General features: G+C 50.6%; 13 protein-coding genes. 7 read left to right on the top strand and 6 right to left on the bottom strand.

What is annotated here, in order from left to right; translation table 11 throughout:
* Positions 1-42 precede the first annotated feature (42 nt).
* The 4 genes from TPRIMZ1_RS18705 to TPRIMZ1_RS20485 all read right to left on the bottom strand — a co-directional run bounded on the left by TPRIMZ1_RS18705 (position 43) and on the right by TPRIMZ1_RS20485 (position 1,917).
* On the bottom strand, positions 43-954 hold the full coding sequence (locus tag TPRIMZ1_RS18705) for an alpha/beta hydrolase (RefSeq protein WP_010257885.1): 912 nt from the start codon (positions 952-954) through the stop codon (positions 43-45).
* A 61-nt stretch (positions 955-1,015) separates the two neighbouring features.
* Positions 1,016-1,336 carry a type II toxin-antitoxin system VapC family toxin gene (locus TPRIMZ1_RS0108695; RefSeq protein ID WP_232616787.1) on the bottom strand — a complete coding sequence of 107 codons (321 nt, stop codon included), beginning with the start codon at positions 1,334-1,336 and terminating at the stop codon, positions 1,016-1,018.
* Between the two features lie 53 nt (positions 1,337-1,389).
* On the bottom strand, positions 1,390-1,629 hold the full coding sequence (locus TPRIMZ1_RS0108690; RefSeq protein ID WP_026043622.1) for a hypothetical protein: 240 nt from the start codon (positions 1,627-1,629) through the stop codon (positions 1,390-1,392).
* Positions 1,630-1,734: 105 nt separating this feature from the next.
* Positions 1,735-1,917, bottom strand: coding sequence for a hypothetical protein (locus tag TPRIMZ1_RS20485; protein WP_157784205.1), 183 nt, complete (start codon positions 1,915-1,917; stop codon positions 1,735-1,737).
* A 22-nt stretch (positions 1,918-1,939) separates the two neighbouring features.
* Between TPRIMZ1_RS20485 and TPRIMZ1_RS0108685 the strand changes: the two genes are divergently transcribed.
* From TPRIMZ1_RS0108685 to TPRIMZ1_RS20035, 5 genes are all read left to right on the top strand, one after another.
* A complete protein-coding gene (locus tag TPRIMZ1_RS0108685) occupies positions 1,940-4,972 on the top strand; it encodes an ATP-binding protein (protein WP_026043621.1) in 3,033 nt (1,010 codons plus the stop codon).
* A gap of 183 nt (positions 4,973-5,155) precedes the next feature.
* Positions 5,156-6,187 (top strand): flagellar motor switch protein FliM, encoded by a 1,032-nt coding sequence (fliM, locus tag TPRIMZ1_RS0108680; protein WP_010257877.1) that lies wholly within the window; start codon positions 5,156-5,158, stop codon positions 6,185-6,187.
* Positions 6,188-6,205: 18 nt separating this feature from the next.
* On the top strand, positions 6,206-6,850 hold the full coding sequence (gene coaE / locus TPRIMZ1_RS0108675; RefSeq protein ID WP_010257874.1) for a dephospho-CoA kinase: 645 nt from the start codon (positions 6,206-6,208) through the stop codon (positions 6,848-6,850).
* Between the two features lie 5 nt (positions 6,851-6,855).
* The gene (locus TPRIMZ1_RS0108670) at positions 6,856-7,596 is read left to right on the top strand and encodes an SPOR domain-containing protein (protein WP_010257871.1); all 741 of its coding nucleotides are present in this window, start codon (positions 6,856-6,858) and stop codon (positions 7,594-7,596) included.
* Positions 7,597-7,820: 224 nt separating this feature from the next.
* Positions 7,821-8,372 (top strand): cysteine hydrolase family protein, encoded by a 552-nt coding sequence (locus tag TPRIMZ1_RS20035; RefSeq protein ID WP_010257866.1) that lies wholly within the window; start codon positions 7,821-7,823, stop codon positions 8,370-8,372.
* 323 nt (positions 8,373-8,695) lie between these two features.
* Here the strand turns inward: TPRIMZ1_RS20035 and TPRIMZ1_RS0108655 are convergent, their stop codons facing one another.
* Both TPRIMZ1_RS0108655 and TPRIMZ1_RS0108650 read right to left on the bottom strand, forming a co-directional pair.
* Positions 8,696-10,435 (bottom strand): peptide ABC transporter substrate-binding protein, encoded by a 1,740-nt coding sequence (locus tag TPRIMZ1_RS0108655; RefSeq protein WP_010257863.1) that lies wholly within the window; start codon positions 10,433-10,435, stop codon positions 8,696-8,698.
* Positions 10,436-10,447: 12 nt separating this feature from the next.
* On the bottom strand, positions 10,448-11,842 hold the full coding sequence (locus tag TPRIMZ1_RS0108650; RefSeq protein ID WP_051004299.1) for a hypothetical protein: 1,395 nt from the start codon (positions 11,840-11,842) through the stop codon (positions 10,448-10,450).
* 86 nt (positions 11,843-11,928) lie between these two features.
* Here TPRIMZ1_RS0108650 and TPRIMZ1_RS0108645 point away from each other — a divergent pair, with 86 nt between their 5' ends.
* Together TPRIMZ1_RS0108645 and TPRIMZ1_RS0108640 are read left to right on the top strand one after the other, a co-directional pair.
* The gene (locus TPRIMZ1_RS0108645; protein WP_010257857.1) at positions 11,929-12,774 is read left to right on the top strand and encodes a hypothetical protein; all 846 of its coding nucleotides are present in this window, start codon (positions 11,929-11,931) and stop codon (positions 12,772-12,774) included.
* A gap of 185 nt (positions 12,775-12,959) precedes the next feature.
* The gene (locus TPRIMZ1_RS0108640) at positions 12,960-14,156 is read left to right on the top strand and encodes a hypothetical protein (protein ID WP_081503644.1); all 1,197 of its coding nucleotides are present in this window, start codon (positions 12,960-12,962) and stop codon (positions 14,154-14,156) included.
* Positions 14,157-14,173: the final 17 nt, after the last annotated feature.

Here is a 14,173-nt window from a genome sequence, read left to right as displayed (position 1 = left end):
ATTGTGCCGGATAATGTACTGTTTTGCAATAGGGGGCAAGGGCTATGCTGAAGCGGTAAAAAAGGCGCATATGGCCTTATTGGTTTCCACACTTTCCGGCCAATGGGGGTATAAAATGTTGAACACATGACCCAGCTTTTCCCCCTGGGCTTTAGTCCAAAACAATACTTGAGATGATGCGCCAATGCCGTCCAGATAGGCTTTCAGGGCTAGGGAACGGCTGTGATAGTCGTCCGCCTCGCTGCTTACGAGTAGTATTGGCGGCAGGGATAGCCCCTGCGCGGTATCCTGAAAATTTGCTTTAGCATAGAGGGGGCTTTGTGTTGGATTACTCCCGAAAAACATGTGGTCCATTTCCCGGTTGGTAAATTGATACCCCGTGATACCGTGGCCAACGGGATCGCATACCCCATGGTTTATGGCCAGGGCGGAAATGGCAAAGGATACCGGGGCGGCCCCATAGAGGGTTTGCAGTTCCCCGCTGAGCTGAATACAGGCAGTCAGACCGGCGAGGTGCCCCCCCGCGGAATCTCCGGTAAGAAACACCCGTTTAGTATCGCAGTGATGTTGTTCGCCATTACGCTCAAGCCAATGCAGGGAATCGAAGATATCCTGAACCTGCCCCTTGAGATCTGTTTCCGGTAAAAGCCGGTAACTCACATTAAGTACCGCGAACCCCTGGGAGGCCAGATAGAGACAGTAATACTTATTCAGCTCCTTATCGCCGTACATCCACCCGCCGCCGTGGATATCAACAATCGTGGGGAGCAGCCCGGAGCTTCCTTCGGGATAATACACATCAAGGCGATGCAGGGGGGTTCCATCATTCCGGTAGGGGATATCCTTATCCTCCGCGACTCCCGCTGTTGGGGTCAGGGTTGCGATCCGCCGGTCATCTTCCCGCTTTGTTTTCTTCCAGTGGTCCTGCAGCAGAAAACGCGCTAATTTACCCATTTTATCCCTCCAGTTTTTTTTACCGCCTCCAATACTCCGAGCCCGCTGGCGTTGATTAGATTTATACAATAAAAAACGGCATTATCTGTATATTGGGTATATAGTCGTAATGTTTAGTATTTCCTGTTATCAGAATTTCCTGGCATTCTAATGCAGTCGAAGCAATTAAAGCATCCCCTAATTCCAATCCATTACTTAATTTGTATTTTTCAAGTAGGTTTATTGCGTTTTCAGAAACCGCTTCATTTATTTGGACTATCTTTGTAGACCATTGTGTTAAATCTTTTTTTAATTTACTGAGTTCCTCTTTGTTTCTTACTCCCTGTACTATTTCCATATAAGAAACGGCGGATAAACTAAAAGGAATGTTTTGATAGATCATTTGCTGTGCCTTGAGCTTGCCGCGGTAAAACCAAATCATTACATCCGAGTCTATTAGCACAATTTTCTGCCTTTCCTCAAATTCCTGACAAATAATTCAACATCCTCCATATCCTGTCGGTCTTCCCACATCCCAAAGGATTCTGATTTTAAATTTTGCTGGTTTTCGGTGCTTGTGCTTTCGTTGGGAATCAATTGTATGATAACTTCAACCTTTTTTTGCCTGAAATCCGGAGGAAGGGCAATAAGGTTTTCTAATTTCCCGCTGTCCAGTACGGTCTTTATTGATTGCATATGGTCTCCAATTTTCATTTTATATCACCTTAGGACTTTTTACCAGCGTCAAGATTTCCGTGCCGCAAAGTCCCTTATACGGTAACCCCAAAGGTGGAGTGGAACTTACTTTTTCATTTTATCAATAACGGAATCAAGCTCGCGGGCCATTTTTTCAAGAAATTCGGCTAAACTGGTGCCAGGCGCCGTTTTTCGTGTTTTTGGTGGAAAACCCCTATCTTTTGTCCAGACTTGGCGGGGCTTTTCTAGACTTTTTCCAGTTGATGCAAAGGTAGTTAAATTTGTCATTTTGATATATCATTTATTCAGAATGAAAAAACCTGCTCAATTTGCAATGTATTTTCTTCTGGCCGCGGCCCTAATCGGCGCCGTGCTTTTCTTTTTAAGGCCGAAAAATCCCGCGGAAAGCCCCTTCAGGGTAGAGCTGTCCGACTGCCCTATTTATGCAAAAAAGGGCTTTAACTTTCAGGATATAATCCGGGAATTTTCTCCCGATGACTGGGAGGCGGCGGCGCTGCCCAACCAGGGAAGGACCTCGCTTATTATTAAGGACATCCTGGGCCTCAAAAGCGGCCGCCCGTTTCTTTCTCCATGGGCAGACGCCGATGAGGAATTCACCATGGCCATCCCTTTTGAAGTCGATACCGAAGCGATACGCGCCCTGAGAAGTTCGCCGCCGGTAACGCCGGGCATTTATTTGGCGGGCATTGGGGATAACTGGGAAGTATACCTCAACGGGTTTTTAGTCCATTCAGAAATCTATCTGGACCCAAAGGGCCAAATAACCGATCACCGGACGCGGCGGGGCGCGGGTATTCCGGTGTACCGGGATATTTTTCATACCGGTACGAACATTCTTGCCATTAGGATCATAAGCCCTCCCGGTTTCGATTATGGCGGGCTTTTTTATACCGCTCCGCATTTTATTGACGATTACCGCATCGTGATGAGGCACAGCGCCGACCAAATGACTTTGATTTTTTGTACCGTGTATGTTTTTGTCGGCCTCTATCATCTTTTGCTTTTCTTCCTGATGCGGCGAGCGGAAAAGTATAATTTCTATTACGGCATTTTTTCGATTATGACGGGGATTTATTTTATTGCCCGGAGTCCTGTCATCTATAACCTTATCAGCGATTCCGCAATCACCCAAAAAATTGAATATTCGGCCCTCTATATTCTGGTGTTCTTCCTGGCGTCTTTTATCGAACAGCTCAACTTTAACCGTATTCAATTGCCTGCAAAGCTGTACGGCCTTTTCTGTTTCGTCTTGATTATCCTACAGTCGTTTTTCTCCCTTGAATTTTCTGACAACGCATTGAATCTTTGGCGAGTAGTCTGCATGCTCATGCTGATCTATGTTTTGGGCCATGATGTAATGTTTCCCTTCTGCAAAGGCATTCACCGCCAATGGGAAAAACATACCTATGCCAAATGGAATCTCCTAAAAGAGATACAGAACGGCCTTGCCAAGACTCTGTTCGGAAATATCGTTACGGTTATTGTCTTTTTGAGCCTGACCGCCGTAGTTGACACACTGGACGCGGCATTCATCCATACGGGTATTTTCCTGACCCGCTACAGTTTCTTTTTTGTGACAACCGGTATGACCGTCGCTTTAGCAAAACACCTGGCCGATTCGTATAATCAGGTACATCAGCAAAAAGCGGAGCTTGAAATTTTGGTTGGGGAAAGAACACGGGAACTTGCCGAACAGGTAAAGATTGCCGAATCCGCGTCCAGGGCAAAGAGCGAATTCCTTGCAACCATGAGCCACGAAATACGCACGCCCCTAAACGCCATCATTGGCCTTTCAAACATTGTGCTAGAAAAAACGCTGTCCGAAGCCGCTCACGGCAGCATTGAAAAAATCAGAGCTTCGGGAGTTACCCTGCTTGGAATTATAAATGACATTCTGGATATTTCAAAAATTGAAGCGGGCAATTTTGAAATAATTCCGGTAGAATACAGTACCGCTTCTCTGATAAGTGAATCGGTGCGCCTCAATATGGTACGTATAGGTGAAAAACCGATTGCCTTTGAACTTTCGGTGAGCGGCGATTTCCCTGAAACTCTTTTTGGCGATGAACTGCGGATTAAGCAGATTCTTAATAATATCCTGTCCAATGCGATTAAATATACCAGGGCCGGAAAGGTGCGGCTTGAAATAACCCACGAGCCTTTTGAAAACGGAATACGTATGATACTGAAGGTTTCCGACACGGGCGTCGGAATCAGGCAGGAAGACAGGGAAAAACTTTTTTCAGAATACAGCCAGCTTGACACCAAGGCAAACCGGAAAATCGAAGGCACCGGTCTTGGGCTTTCGATCACCAAAAAACTTTTGACCCTTATGAACGGCGCCATCAGCGTGGAAAGCGAATATGGAAAGGGCAGTACTTTTACAATGACAATCCCGCAAAGAACAACGGGAACTTCTGTAATAGGGAAAGAAAAAGCGGAGATGTTCGCGGCCCTTCGTTTTATAGAAGAATACCATAACCCCGTCCGGGATTTGAAAAGAGCCTGGATGCCCTACGGCAGGGTACTCGTCGTGGATGATGTGGCCATAAACCTTGAAGTAGCCCAGGGCCTGCTTGAACCTTACGGACTTACGGTTGAATGTGCCTCAAGCGGCATGAAAGCCATAGAAATGATTAAAGACGAAAAACACCCCTACGATCTCGTGCTCATGGATCACATGATGCCCGAAATGGACGGCATAGAAACGGTGCGCATCATCAGAAATGAAATCGGCGCCGACTACGCAAAAAATATTCCGATTGTAGCCCTTACCGCCAATGCCCTTACCGGCAATGAAGAGATGTTTCTTGCAAATGGGTTTAACGGCTTTGTGTCAAAACCCATAGACATTATAGAACTTGACGCGATGCTCAGCAAATGGGTAAGGGCCAAGCAGAGCGCCGAAACTTTGGCGCGGGCAGAAAAAGAAAGACCCGATGCGGACGAGGCTAAAAAACAAGAACCTGAAAAATCTGTGCCGGGTTTGGATATGCCAGGGGGCATTAAACGCTACAACAGTGAAAAAATATACAAGCGCATCCTGACGAGTTACAGCAAAAGCGCCCCGGCGATGCTCGACACAATCCGCGAACCAAACGGAACAAATCTTTCCGATTATATGATCACGATTCACGGCCTAAAAGGGGCAAGCCGGGGCATTAATGCCGTAGAAATAGGCAACATGGCTGAAGAACTGGAATTCGCCGCCAAGGCAAGCGACCTTCAAAAAGTAACGGAAAAAAACGGCGCCTTTATAGGGGCAGTAGAAAAATTAATCAACGATATTCGCATTTACCTGGATAGCCACCAAACAGAATAATCATGCGGTCAACACAAGGGCGCCAGGCGGCCAAATTCTCGTAGTGTCCTCTTTCAAGGAGGCACTACCCGTAGCGTGTAGTTCACGACCAAAATGAAAATGCCAAAATTGCGCTATTTCCTTATTTACTTGCATATTGATAAGATAATATGCCGATGTTATACTAATGTCGGAGCGTAGAAAATGACCGAAGTCCTGTCCCAGGATGAAATAGACCAGCTGCTCACTGCTATCAACGCCGGGGAAACCGAACCGGAGGACTTCAAGCCCGCCGCGGATACCCGGAAAATCAAGATCTATGACTTCAAACGCCCCGATAAGTTCTCCAAAGAGCAGATCCGGACCATTTCGATTATGCATGAGACCTTTGCCCGGCTTACCACCAACGCTCTGTCGGCAAATCTCCGTTCCATGGTCCACGTCCATGTGGCATCGGTGGACCAGCTTACCTATGAGGAATTTATCCGTTCCATCCCTACTCCCACCACCCTGGCGGTTATCAATATGGACCCCCTCAAGGGGAACGCCATCCTGGAAATAGACCCGGCAATCACCTTTTCCATCATCGAACGCCTCTTCGGGGGTACCGGCGAGGGGACCAAGTCCCAGCATGAATTGACGGATATTGAAGCGGCGGTTATGGAGGGGATGATAGTCCGTATCCTGGGAAATATGCGGGAAGCCTGGGCCCAGGTAATCGACCTTCGGCCCCGCTTGGGCCAAATCGAGACCAACCCCCAGTTTGCCCAGATCGTGCCGCCCACAGACATGGTTGTTCTGGTAACCCTGGAGACCAAGGTGGGCGAAGTCGAAGGGATGATGAACTTCTGCATACCCTACCTGACCATAGAGCCCATCATCGGTAAGTTATCCGCCCAGTTCTGGTATTCATCGGCTCGGCGGGCGGCTACGAACGAAAACCTCAATACCCTTAAGGAAAAACTTTCCACCGTGGACGTTACCATCGTAGCGGAAATCGGCAGGATAAATATTCCTATTAAAGATGTGCTATCCCTGCGTACCGGGGATGTGGTGCGGCTCTACAATGTCCGGGTGGGAGATACATTCTCCCTCAACATCGGCAATAAAAAGAAGTACCTCTGCCGGCCCGGTATAGTGGGGAAGAAGGTGGCGGTACAGATCATCAAGAAAACCGAGGAGCTCGAAAAAGAAGAGTTTGAAGAGCTCACCGCCGAGGGTGACGAAGCCCTTTAGGACCCCGGTATACATAACGTGGGAAATACTACAAATCAACAAAAAGTCATCGGACTCACCGGAACCTACTGCGCGGGGAAGAACTACATAGGCCGGCTCCTGGAGGAACGGGGCCTGCCGGTGCTGGACGTGGACAAGCTGGGACACCGGGCCATCGAAACCGAACGGGAGGCCATCCTGAAACGCTTTGGGGAGGATATCCTGGGGACGGACGGCGCCATAGACCGGCGGCTTCTGGGAGAGAAGGTTTTCGGCAAGGGCGAGAACCTGGCGGCCCTGGAGGGGATAGTCCACCCGGCGGCCAACCGAATGACTTCAGAATGGATAGCCGCCCAACGGGACGAACAGGAAGGCAAGCCCTGCGTAATCAACGCGGCGCTGCTCCACCGGTCCTCCGCCTTCCCGCAGTTGGACTGCATCATCCTGGTACAGGCCCCAACCCTGACCCGGCTCCTGCGGGCCCGTAAACGGGACGGTCTAAGCTTCGGACAGATCCTGCGCCGATTTGGGAGCCAAAAAAAATTCACCCCTCAATATTTCGAAAAAAAGGCCGATATATACATAATAGAAAACCGGGGATATTTTGGTTTCTGCGCCTCCCTGTATCGAAGGCGTATAGATAACCGACTAAACGAAATTCTTTCCCGGGTGGGGATGGCGTAAGTATCATGGAAAAGAAGAAATTACTGCTCGTAGCGATTTCTGTAGGTGTTTTTCTTGTCATTGTGATAGGAGCTTCAATTCTGGTGTTTTCGCCCCGGAACCCATCTCCGGCTGCTGCTGCGATGGCAAAACCGGTAAAACCCATTCCCGCAGGGAACCCTGAAGGAATCGACAACCCCAATCTACCGGCGTCACTGGATGCGGTAGAGTTGGTGAAAAATTCCGTAGACATCCAGGGCCTCCGGACCCCTCCCGAAGGCAATGCCCAGGATAATGTCTTTTATATTTACGGCGAAAACCCCAGCGATACCGTAACGGTGGATCGCGGTACCTCAGGCGCCAGCAACCGGCTGATCGTAGACGTACCCCGCCCCGTCACTGCCGCAGTTCCCGATGCGCCCCGGGTTGCCGCCAGACCGGCCCCGGCCCGGCAAACACCCGCTGCCGCCGCTCCCCGGGCTGCAGCTCCCAAATCCGCCGCCCCCGCCCAGTCAAAGTCCCGCGAAAATTTCTGGGTACAAACCGGCTCCTTCTCCACCGTAGCCCGTGCCGAAGGCGTCAAAGACACCCTAGCCTCCAAGGGCATCACGTCCCTTATCGAAAACCGCGACGTAGACGGCAAGACCTTCTTCCGTGTCCGAGTCGGCCCCTATACCTCAAAAAACGAAGCAGATTACTGGCTGGCACTAATTAAGTCCATCCACGGCTTTGAAGAAAGCCAAGTATGGAAAACCCCCGCAAGGTAACCCACACTAACCACACGGACGAAGAATCGTTCATTAAATAGTCGCTCCCTACCAAAGTGGCAAAAACGGGAGGAGGGAGTGGCATCCCCGGCGCTCACACGCTTGTAGAATTCGCTTCCGTAGGTCCGCAATGTGTTCGGCCAGGGATGCCCCTCCCTCCTCCCGCCTTTGTCAGTGAGACACTGGGCCTACATTTTTGATATATAAAACATAGGAGAAATTATATGAGCTTTGCATTGATTTTAGTTGATATTCAAAATGACTATTTCCCAGGTGGGAGTAATACATTATATAAAACGGAAGAAGCCGCAAAAAATGCAAGTATGGCACTTGAAATTTTTCGACAAAAAAAACTTCCCGTATTTCATATTCAGCATATTAGTTTACAGACAGGAGCAACATTCTTTTTACCAAATACGGTTGGAAATGAAATAAATAAAACTGTTAAACCCAATGAGGGTGAAACAGTATTAGTTAAACATAAACCAAATAGTTTTTTTGAAACTGATTTGCATGAATGTATTTCAAAAACTGGTATTAAGAAATTAATAATATGTGGAATGATGACTCATATGTGTATAGATACAACTGTTCGTGCTGCAAAAGATTATTCTTATGAAACGATAGTTTTAAGTGACGCATGTACAACAAAAGATTTAATATGGGATAATAAAAATATCCCGGCAGAAACTGTTCATAATGTATATATGGCTGGATTGCAAGGAACATTTGCAAAAATAATAAAAACAAATGAATTAAAAAAAATATTGGAATAAAACATACATAAAAATATAAAACAAAAACCGCCCGCGTCCATGCGGGCGGCTAACGTAGCAAAAATTAAAAGCGCATAAGGCCTATATGTGTTCCGGGCCTTCGGCTTCCGGGAAATACGCTCAAACACAAGTTGTGCGAACAGGCGCCGGTGGGGGCGGGGGTGGGGGAGCCACAGCGCGGGATATTTGGAATTCCCTGCTAGAGTAGACCCGCGCAGCGGGGCTGCGGAAGCAGACTCTACAAGCATCCCGCGCTGGGGATTCACCGCCCCCGCCCCCACCGGCGTTTTTCCGAATGACCTGTGTACTCTTTTTAACAAACCCTATTTCGTCAGCAGCACTACTCCCGGCAACGGCCGAAACGCCTTGAAAGAAAAATACTTAAACGGATGTATATCCAAAGCATTGGGGAACCACCCCTCCAACTCATCGGTATCAACAATATTCACCGCAGGACTGTAGGATATGGGAAGCACCGCGCCGCGGTCCAGGAGCAGTTTTTCTGCGGCTGCAAGGGTCTCCATACGGGTCTTGCCCTCCTCCGTCATGGATCTGTCCATCAGCTCTTCGTAATCCGCATCGTTGTAACGGGCGTCGTTCAGGTTGGAATCCCGGCGCCACATCTGCAGGAAGGTGTAGGGGTCAGGGAAATCGCCAATCCAGGTTGAAAAGGCTACCTGATAATCATTCTGTTTAAGGGCCGTAAAGTACTGCCGGTAGGGGATCACCTCCACCTTAACCTGTACACCCAGTTCTTCCTTCCAGGTGGTAGCCATAAGGCCGCCAATCCGGGCAGCCTCGGGGGAAGGGGTCAGGCGAATCACCAGTTCCGGCAGACCCATGCCATCGGGGTAGCCGGCCTCGCTTAAAAGGCGTTTGGCTTCATCAATGTCCGTGGTATCCAGACCTTCAACTTCGGGATAGCCCTGGATGGGATAGATAAGGGTTTTGGCGGGCAGAGAATGGCCTAAGCGGATCTGAGCCCAGGGTAAGGCTTTGGAGAGGGCCTGACGAACCCGGTAATCGGTCCAGGGCTTGGCGGTGGAACGGATGTAGTAATAGTGCGTGGCAAACATGGGGGTCACCACGATACCACTGCGGTCGGTGAGGGTTTCGGGATTAAACTCCCCGGCTATCCACCGGACCTCTCCGGAATTCCAGAGCGCCGTGGCTTCATCCCCGTCTTCAACAAATTTGAGGGAGATCTTCCTTAGGGCCGTACGGGCCACATCCCAATAGAGTTCATTCCGGGTAAGCACGATGATGTCATCGGTCTGCTCCACCATATAGAAGGGGCCGTTGGATATCGGGACGCCCCGGGACCAGTCGTCAATTTTCAGCATAGAGGGATGGATGGGGCTGAAGGAATGATGGCAGAGCATACTGGGAAAAAAGGACGCCGGGTTATTCAGTCGTACCACCAGTTTTCTCAGCTCCGGTGCATGGATACCAACCTTGTCCGGATCGGTATTGTTACCTAAACGATAATCCAGAGCCCCTTCGATGATATCGAAAAGGGAAGAATAGGGGGACTGTTTTTCCGGATCCAGCAGGGAAAGCCATGCGGCGCGGAAATCTTCCGCCCGGACCGGATCTCCGTTCCAATACCGGGCATTTTCCCGGATAGTAAAGGTCCATTCCTTCTTATCCTCCGAAACTGTCCAGGCGCTGGCGGCGGCCGGAACCGGTTCCATGGTAAAGGGGTGATAGGAAAAAAGCCCTTCATACAGGGCGGTATAAAGCTGGGCTTCGCTGGCTAGATAGGATTTCCGGAAATCCAGTTCCACTTCACCCTTGGAAACCGCCATGGTCAGCTCTTCCCGGTTCACAATCTGAGGCCGGGATTCAGCAAAATCCGGCAGTTCCCGCTCGGTTTCGGGGGCGTCTGCACTCGGTTCAGCCTCCGACGGCTCGACGGCAGGGGGAGTCTGCTCTGTTAGATCCGGCAGGCTTTTTCGTCCCGAATCATCCCGTATGGGCGCGGCGCCGATGCACACCGAAGCCAAAAGAAACAGGCCAAGGCCGATTAAAAACACCCGATATAGCTTTCCTGATTTTTTCATGTTCTATACTCCTTATACACCGGAGGAGATACCCAGCTTCCTCATTTGCTCTTCCTCTTCCTTCTGGGCGCTGTACTCGTGGCGCCGCTGGTTTGCCTTAACAATGGCATTTTTCATGGTGGCCAGTTCCGGTTTTATCCCCTTCACCTTATCCCGGTCTTCCCGGCCCGCCTCGATCTTAAAAAAATCGTCCAGGGCGCCTAAAACTTTATGGATGGTCTGTACTTCCCGGATGTTTTTTTCCAGCATCCCCATGAGCTGGGTCTCGTTCATGGACTGCATCTTCTCAAAGGCGCCGCCGCTCCGGGATGCCAGGGCGGTGAGGGTACGGGTCTTACGATCCATTTCACCCCTAAACTGGGCAAAGTCTACCTTTTCCTTGACCGGGCCCCCTTTAACGGGATCCATATACTCTACATCGAAGATGGTCGGGTCCGGTTCCTTATTCAACATCTGCTGGATAACCCGTTTGAGTTTGTCCCAGAAGCCATTTTTCCGGTTTTCCAGAAGGGCGGCGTTTTCATCCATCTTTACCCCTACTTCAGTCAGGGACGAACCAACCGATCCGATGGCGTTGAGCCCCTCGATCAGGATACCCTTAAAAAGAATCTGGGGGGAAACGGTTTTCGGCTTGGTATCCGGCACCGTCATCTGTTTAATGACCTCATCCCGCAGGGGCTTACCCGCATTGGAATCTTCCTTAACAAGCTCCGCCACTAAATCCGGATAAAAGGGCTTGCCCGGCATAGCGGTGGCGAATTTTTTCCGTATGGTGGGTATTACCGAAGCTTCCGACTCCGTCAGAGTACTAAGCACGGTGGTTCGTAGTTCGAGTTTATAGGCTTCCCGGTTGTAATCGGATACCAATTTGAGGTAGGAGAGGATACTTCCGGTAGTTCTAGACAGGTTGGACAGGGATTCATTGATGATACTGGCGGACAGGGGATCCGCTCCGGCCTTTGCCGCATTTAAGATCTCCATCATGGCCTTATTATTAGGCACTTCACTGTTGTTACTAAGCCGGGTCCAGTCAACAAACCGTACCAAACCCAGGATACGCTTTATTTTCTCCACCGTAAGAAAATCAACGCTGAATTGATAGAAATTAACCAGAAAGTCAAGCTGATTATCGTAGGAAGACAGCCGAAGACTGTACTCGTCCTTATAGTCACTCTCGGCGAAGGGGGCGGTTTCCGGCACCTCAAGTTCCCCAATCTTTACCTCATTTTTATAGGGATCCTCAATGATCAGGCCTTTTTTAAGAAACAGCTTATAAAGCGCCACAAAGGCGGTATGAAAAGTACGGAATTCTTCTTTCAATTTGGGCAGTTCCGATTTTTCAAGCCAGTCTGCCCGGGCAGCCAAAACCTCGGTAAGTGTCTTTAGATAATCACTAGTATCAGCCATCCTGTAAATAGTATGCATTAAATAAAAAATTTAAGCAATAAACAAGTTCGGTAATGCAAAATTCTGAAGCGATACATAAGCTATGTATGAAAGGAAATAATGGATTTCTATTTTTCGCCCTAACCCTGGTCCTGGGGGCCTGCGCGGGGAACTTCGCTGCATGTAGCGCAGATCCGGTTATTCCTCCGGAATACATCGTAAATTTGCCCTCCCTACCAGTCCCGTGGCAGGAAATGCTGGGAAGCCCCCACTGGCGCCTGGTCTGGTTAAACCCCCAGGGCATCCCCCAATCTCTGGAAACTGCAGGAGGGGGTAAAACCGCCATCGCCGCAGCCTCAGAATGGGCTACCCCGGTTCTGGCCTTCCCCTACTGGCCCGGCCGGGGCATACTCCCGGGGGAAATGCGCCCCGCCGGGGGGATACTCCCCTTCGACACTTCGGGCAGCAAGCTGCAACTCAGCTGGCAAGGCGGCGTGGAAGCCTGGTTCTACCGGGAACTGACCGAAGCCAGAAACACCGCAACCGGAACCATCGATACTACGACGCTCAACAAGCGGCGGCCGGAATACTTCGACTGGCCCCGGTTCCGTACCCTCATGGGCAGCGATGCGGTACCCGAGGCGATCCGGGACGATCCCTGGCGGGCGGACTGGCATGATATAGCGATCCGTACGGTCCAATCCGGCTTCGACCGGCGGCGTATCACGGCCCAGAAAGGGGAAGAACTTCTGGTACCCAGGAATGCTCTGGCTAAAACCGGGGACCATGGAGCGGAGGGCCCCTTCGCCGGACCGTCCCCTTTCGCCAAACCCATGTTTCCGGAACCGGGGGTGGGATTCCGGTTTATGGTCACCCCCCGCTCGGATACCTACGTTTCCGTCGAGGGCATACTCCGGGTAAGCAGGGGGGTGTGGATGTGGAACCGCCGGTGAAGCCATGCAATGGTTCTAAGAGGCTAAACTGGGAGTCCTATGATCTTTTCCTATTCACCTTTGTGTCCCTTCATGTCCTTCGTGGTGGAATTCTTCTTACTGCCTGTGCCGCGGTACGGCAGGGTGGTAGAGTAATCCCTGCGGTTTGTGGTTAAATTCTCTATGTTTTATACCGTTATTGTAGTATGACATCTGTATTGCCCCTATTGTTTTTACTCTCCCTCCTCGCCTGCTCAAAAGCGCCTATAGAGGTTCCTGCATTGGCGGAACCGGCGCTGCCTGAAACGCCCGCTGCCGAATATGGCCAATATGCCCTGGCGCTTTTACAGAGCGGAGAGAATCCCCTCTGGTTTGAATTGGGCGAAAATGGACCGGCGTTGATCCCCTCCCCGGAGGAAGCGTTCCCAAGCCCCTTTATTCCCTGGCCCCTATCCCTGCGTGTCGCAGGTATTCTGGCCCAGGATGACCGGATCATCCTGGGAATAAACCAGGAGGGCTTCCTGGCTTTTATACCCTGGACAGGGACGGAGGATGCAGGGATAGCCCTGTACCGCATTGATAACAGTGTTTATTGGAAGAGTTATTCCGTAGAGTCCCTTTTCTTCTTTGACGATATACCCGCAGCCATGATATACCGGAACGATTATTTTATTGATAACAAACTCCCCCCGCCTTCGCCCCGGGTCTGGGGCTTAAAACCCGGCGCCGGAATAAGGGAACTGGATATCCCCGCTTTTGCGGATCTTCCCCCGGAGGACGGCTGGGATCTGGAGGAGCTGCAGGAAGGACCGGATGAACAGTGGTATTACCGGGCGATAAAAAAGGGGGGAACCATCCAGGGGCTTGGATATTTCCGTACCGCCAACCTTTCCCTTGCCGGGGAACCGTCCTCTCCCGGAGCCTTACAGAACGCCTTCCAACCGCGCACGCCGGAACAGGCTCCGGCCCCGCTGCAACAGGTTCTGGAGGCATCCCTGGGAAACGGAGCTTTCCCTGGCATTGCAGGGGTGGTTTCCCCGGAATTCCCCAGCCTCCGTTATTACGCAACACCTGCGGCGATGAAAAATATCCAGGAGAATGTCCTGATATACCCCGGTTACTACCATAGCGGCAACAGCGATTCTACCGAAGCTATCGCCCTGCTTATCAATCCCGCCGGGCAAGGCTTTATCGGAGTAACAACGGGGGATACGGTTAGGATCCGGGAATTCGCCCTCCCCCCGCTGCCCCAGGACTTTGTCTATACCGGCGCCGCGTTGATCACCCTGACCTTCCCCGATGAGGCTCCCTCCCGGGCGGTACTGGGAACCTGGGAAGAACAGGATGGCTGGAATGTAGGCGCCGCAGGGTTTGTTTTGGCCGGGACGAATGTGTTATACTAAAGCTATGAGATCCGTCC

The organism is Treponema primitia ZAS-1 (assembly GCF_000297095.1).
Lineage (GTDB): Bacteria > Spirochaetota > Spirochaetia > Treponematales > Breznakiellaceae > Termitinema > Termitinema primitia_A.
Note: the sequence above shows the minus strand (reverse complement) of the source record. Positions and strands in the feature narration are given on the sequence as shown.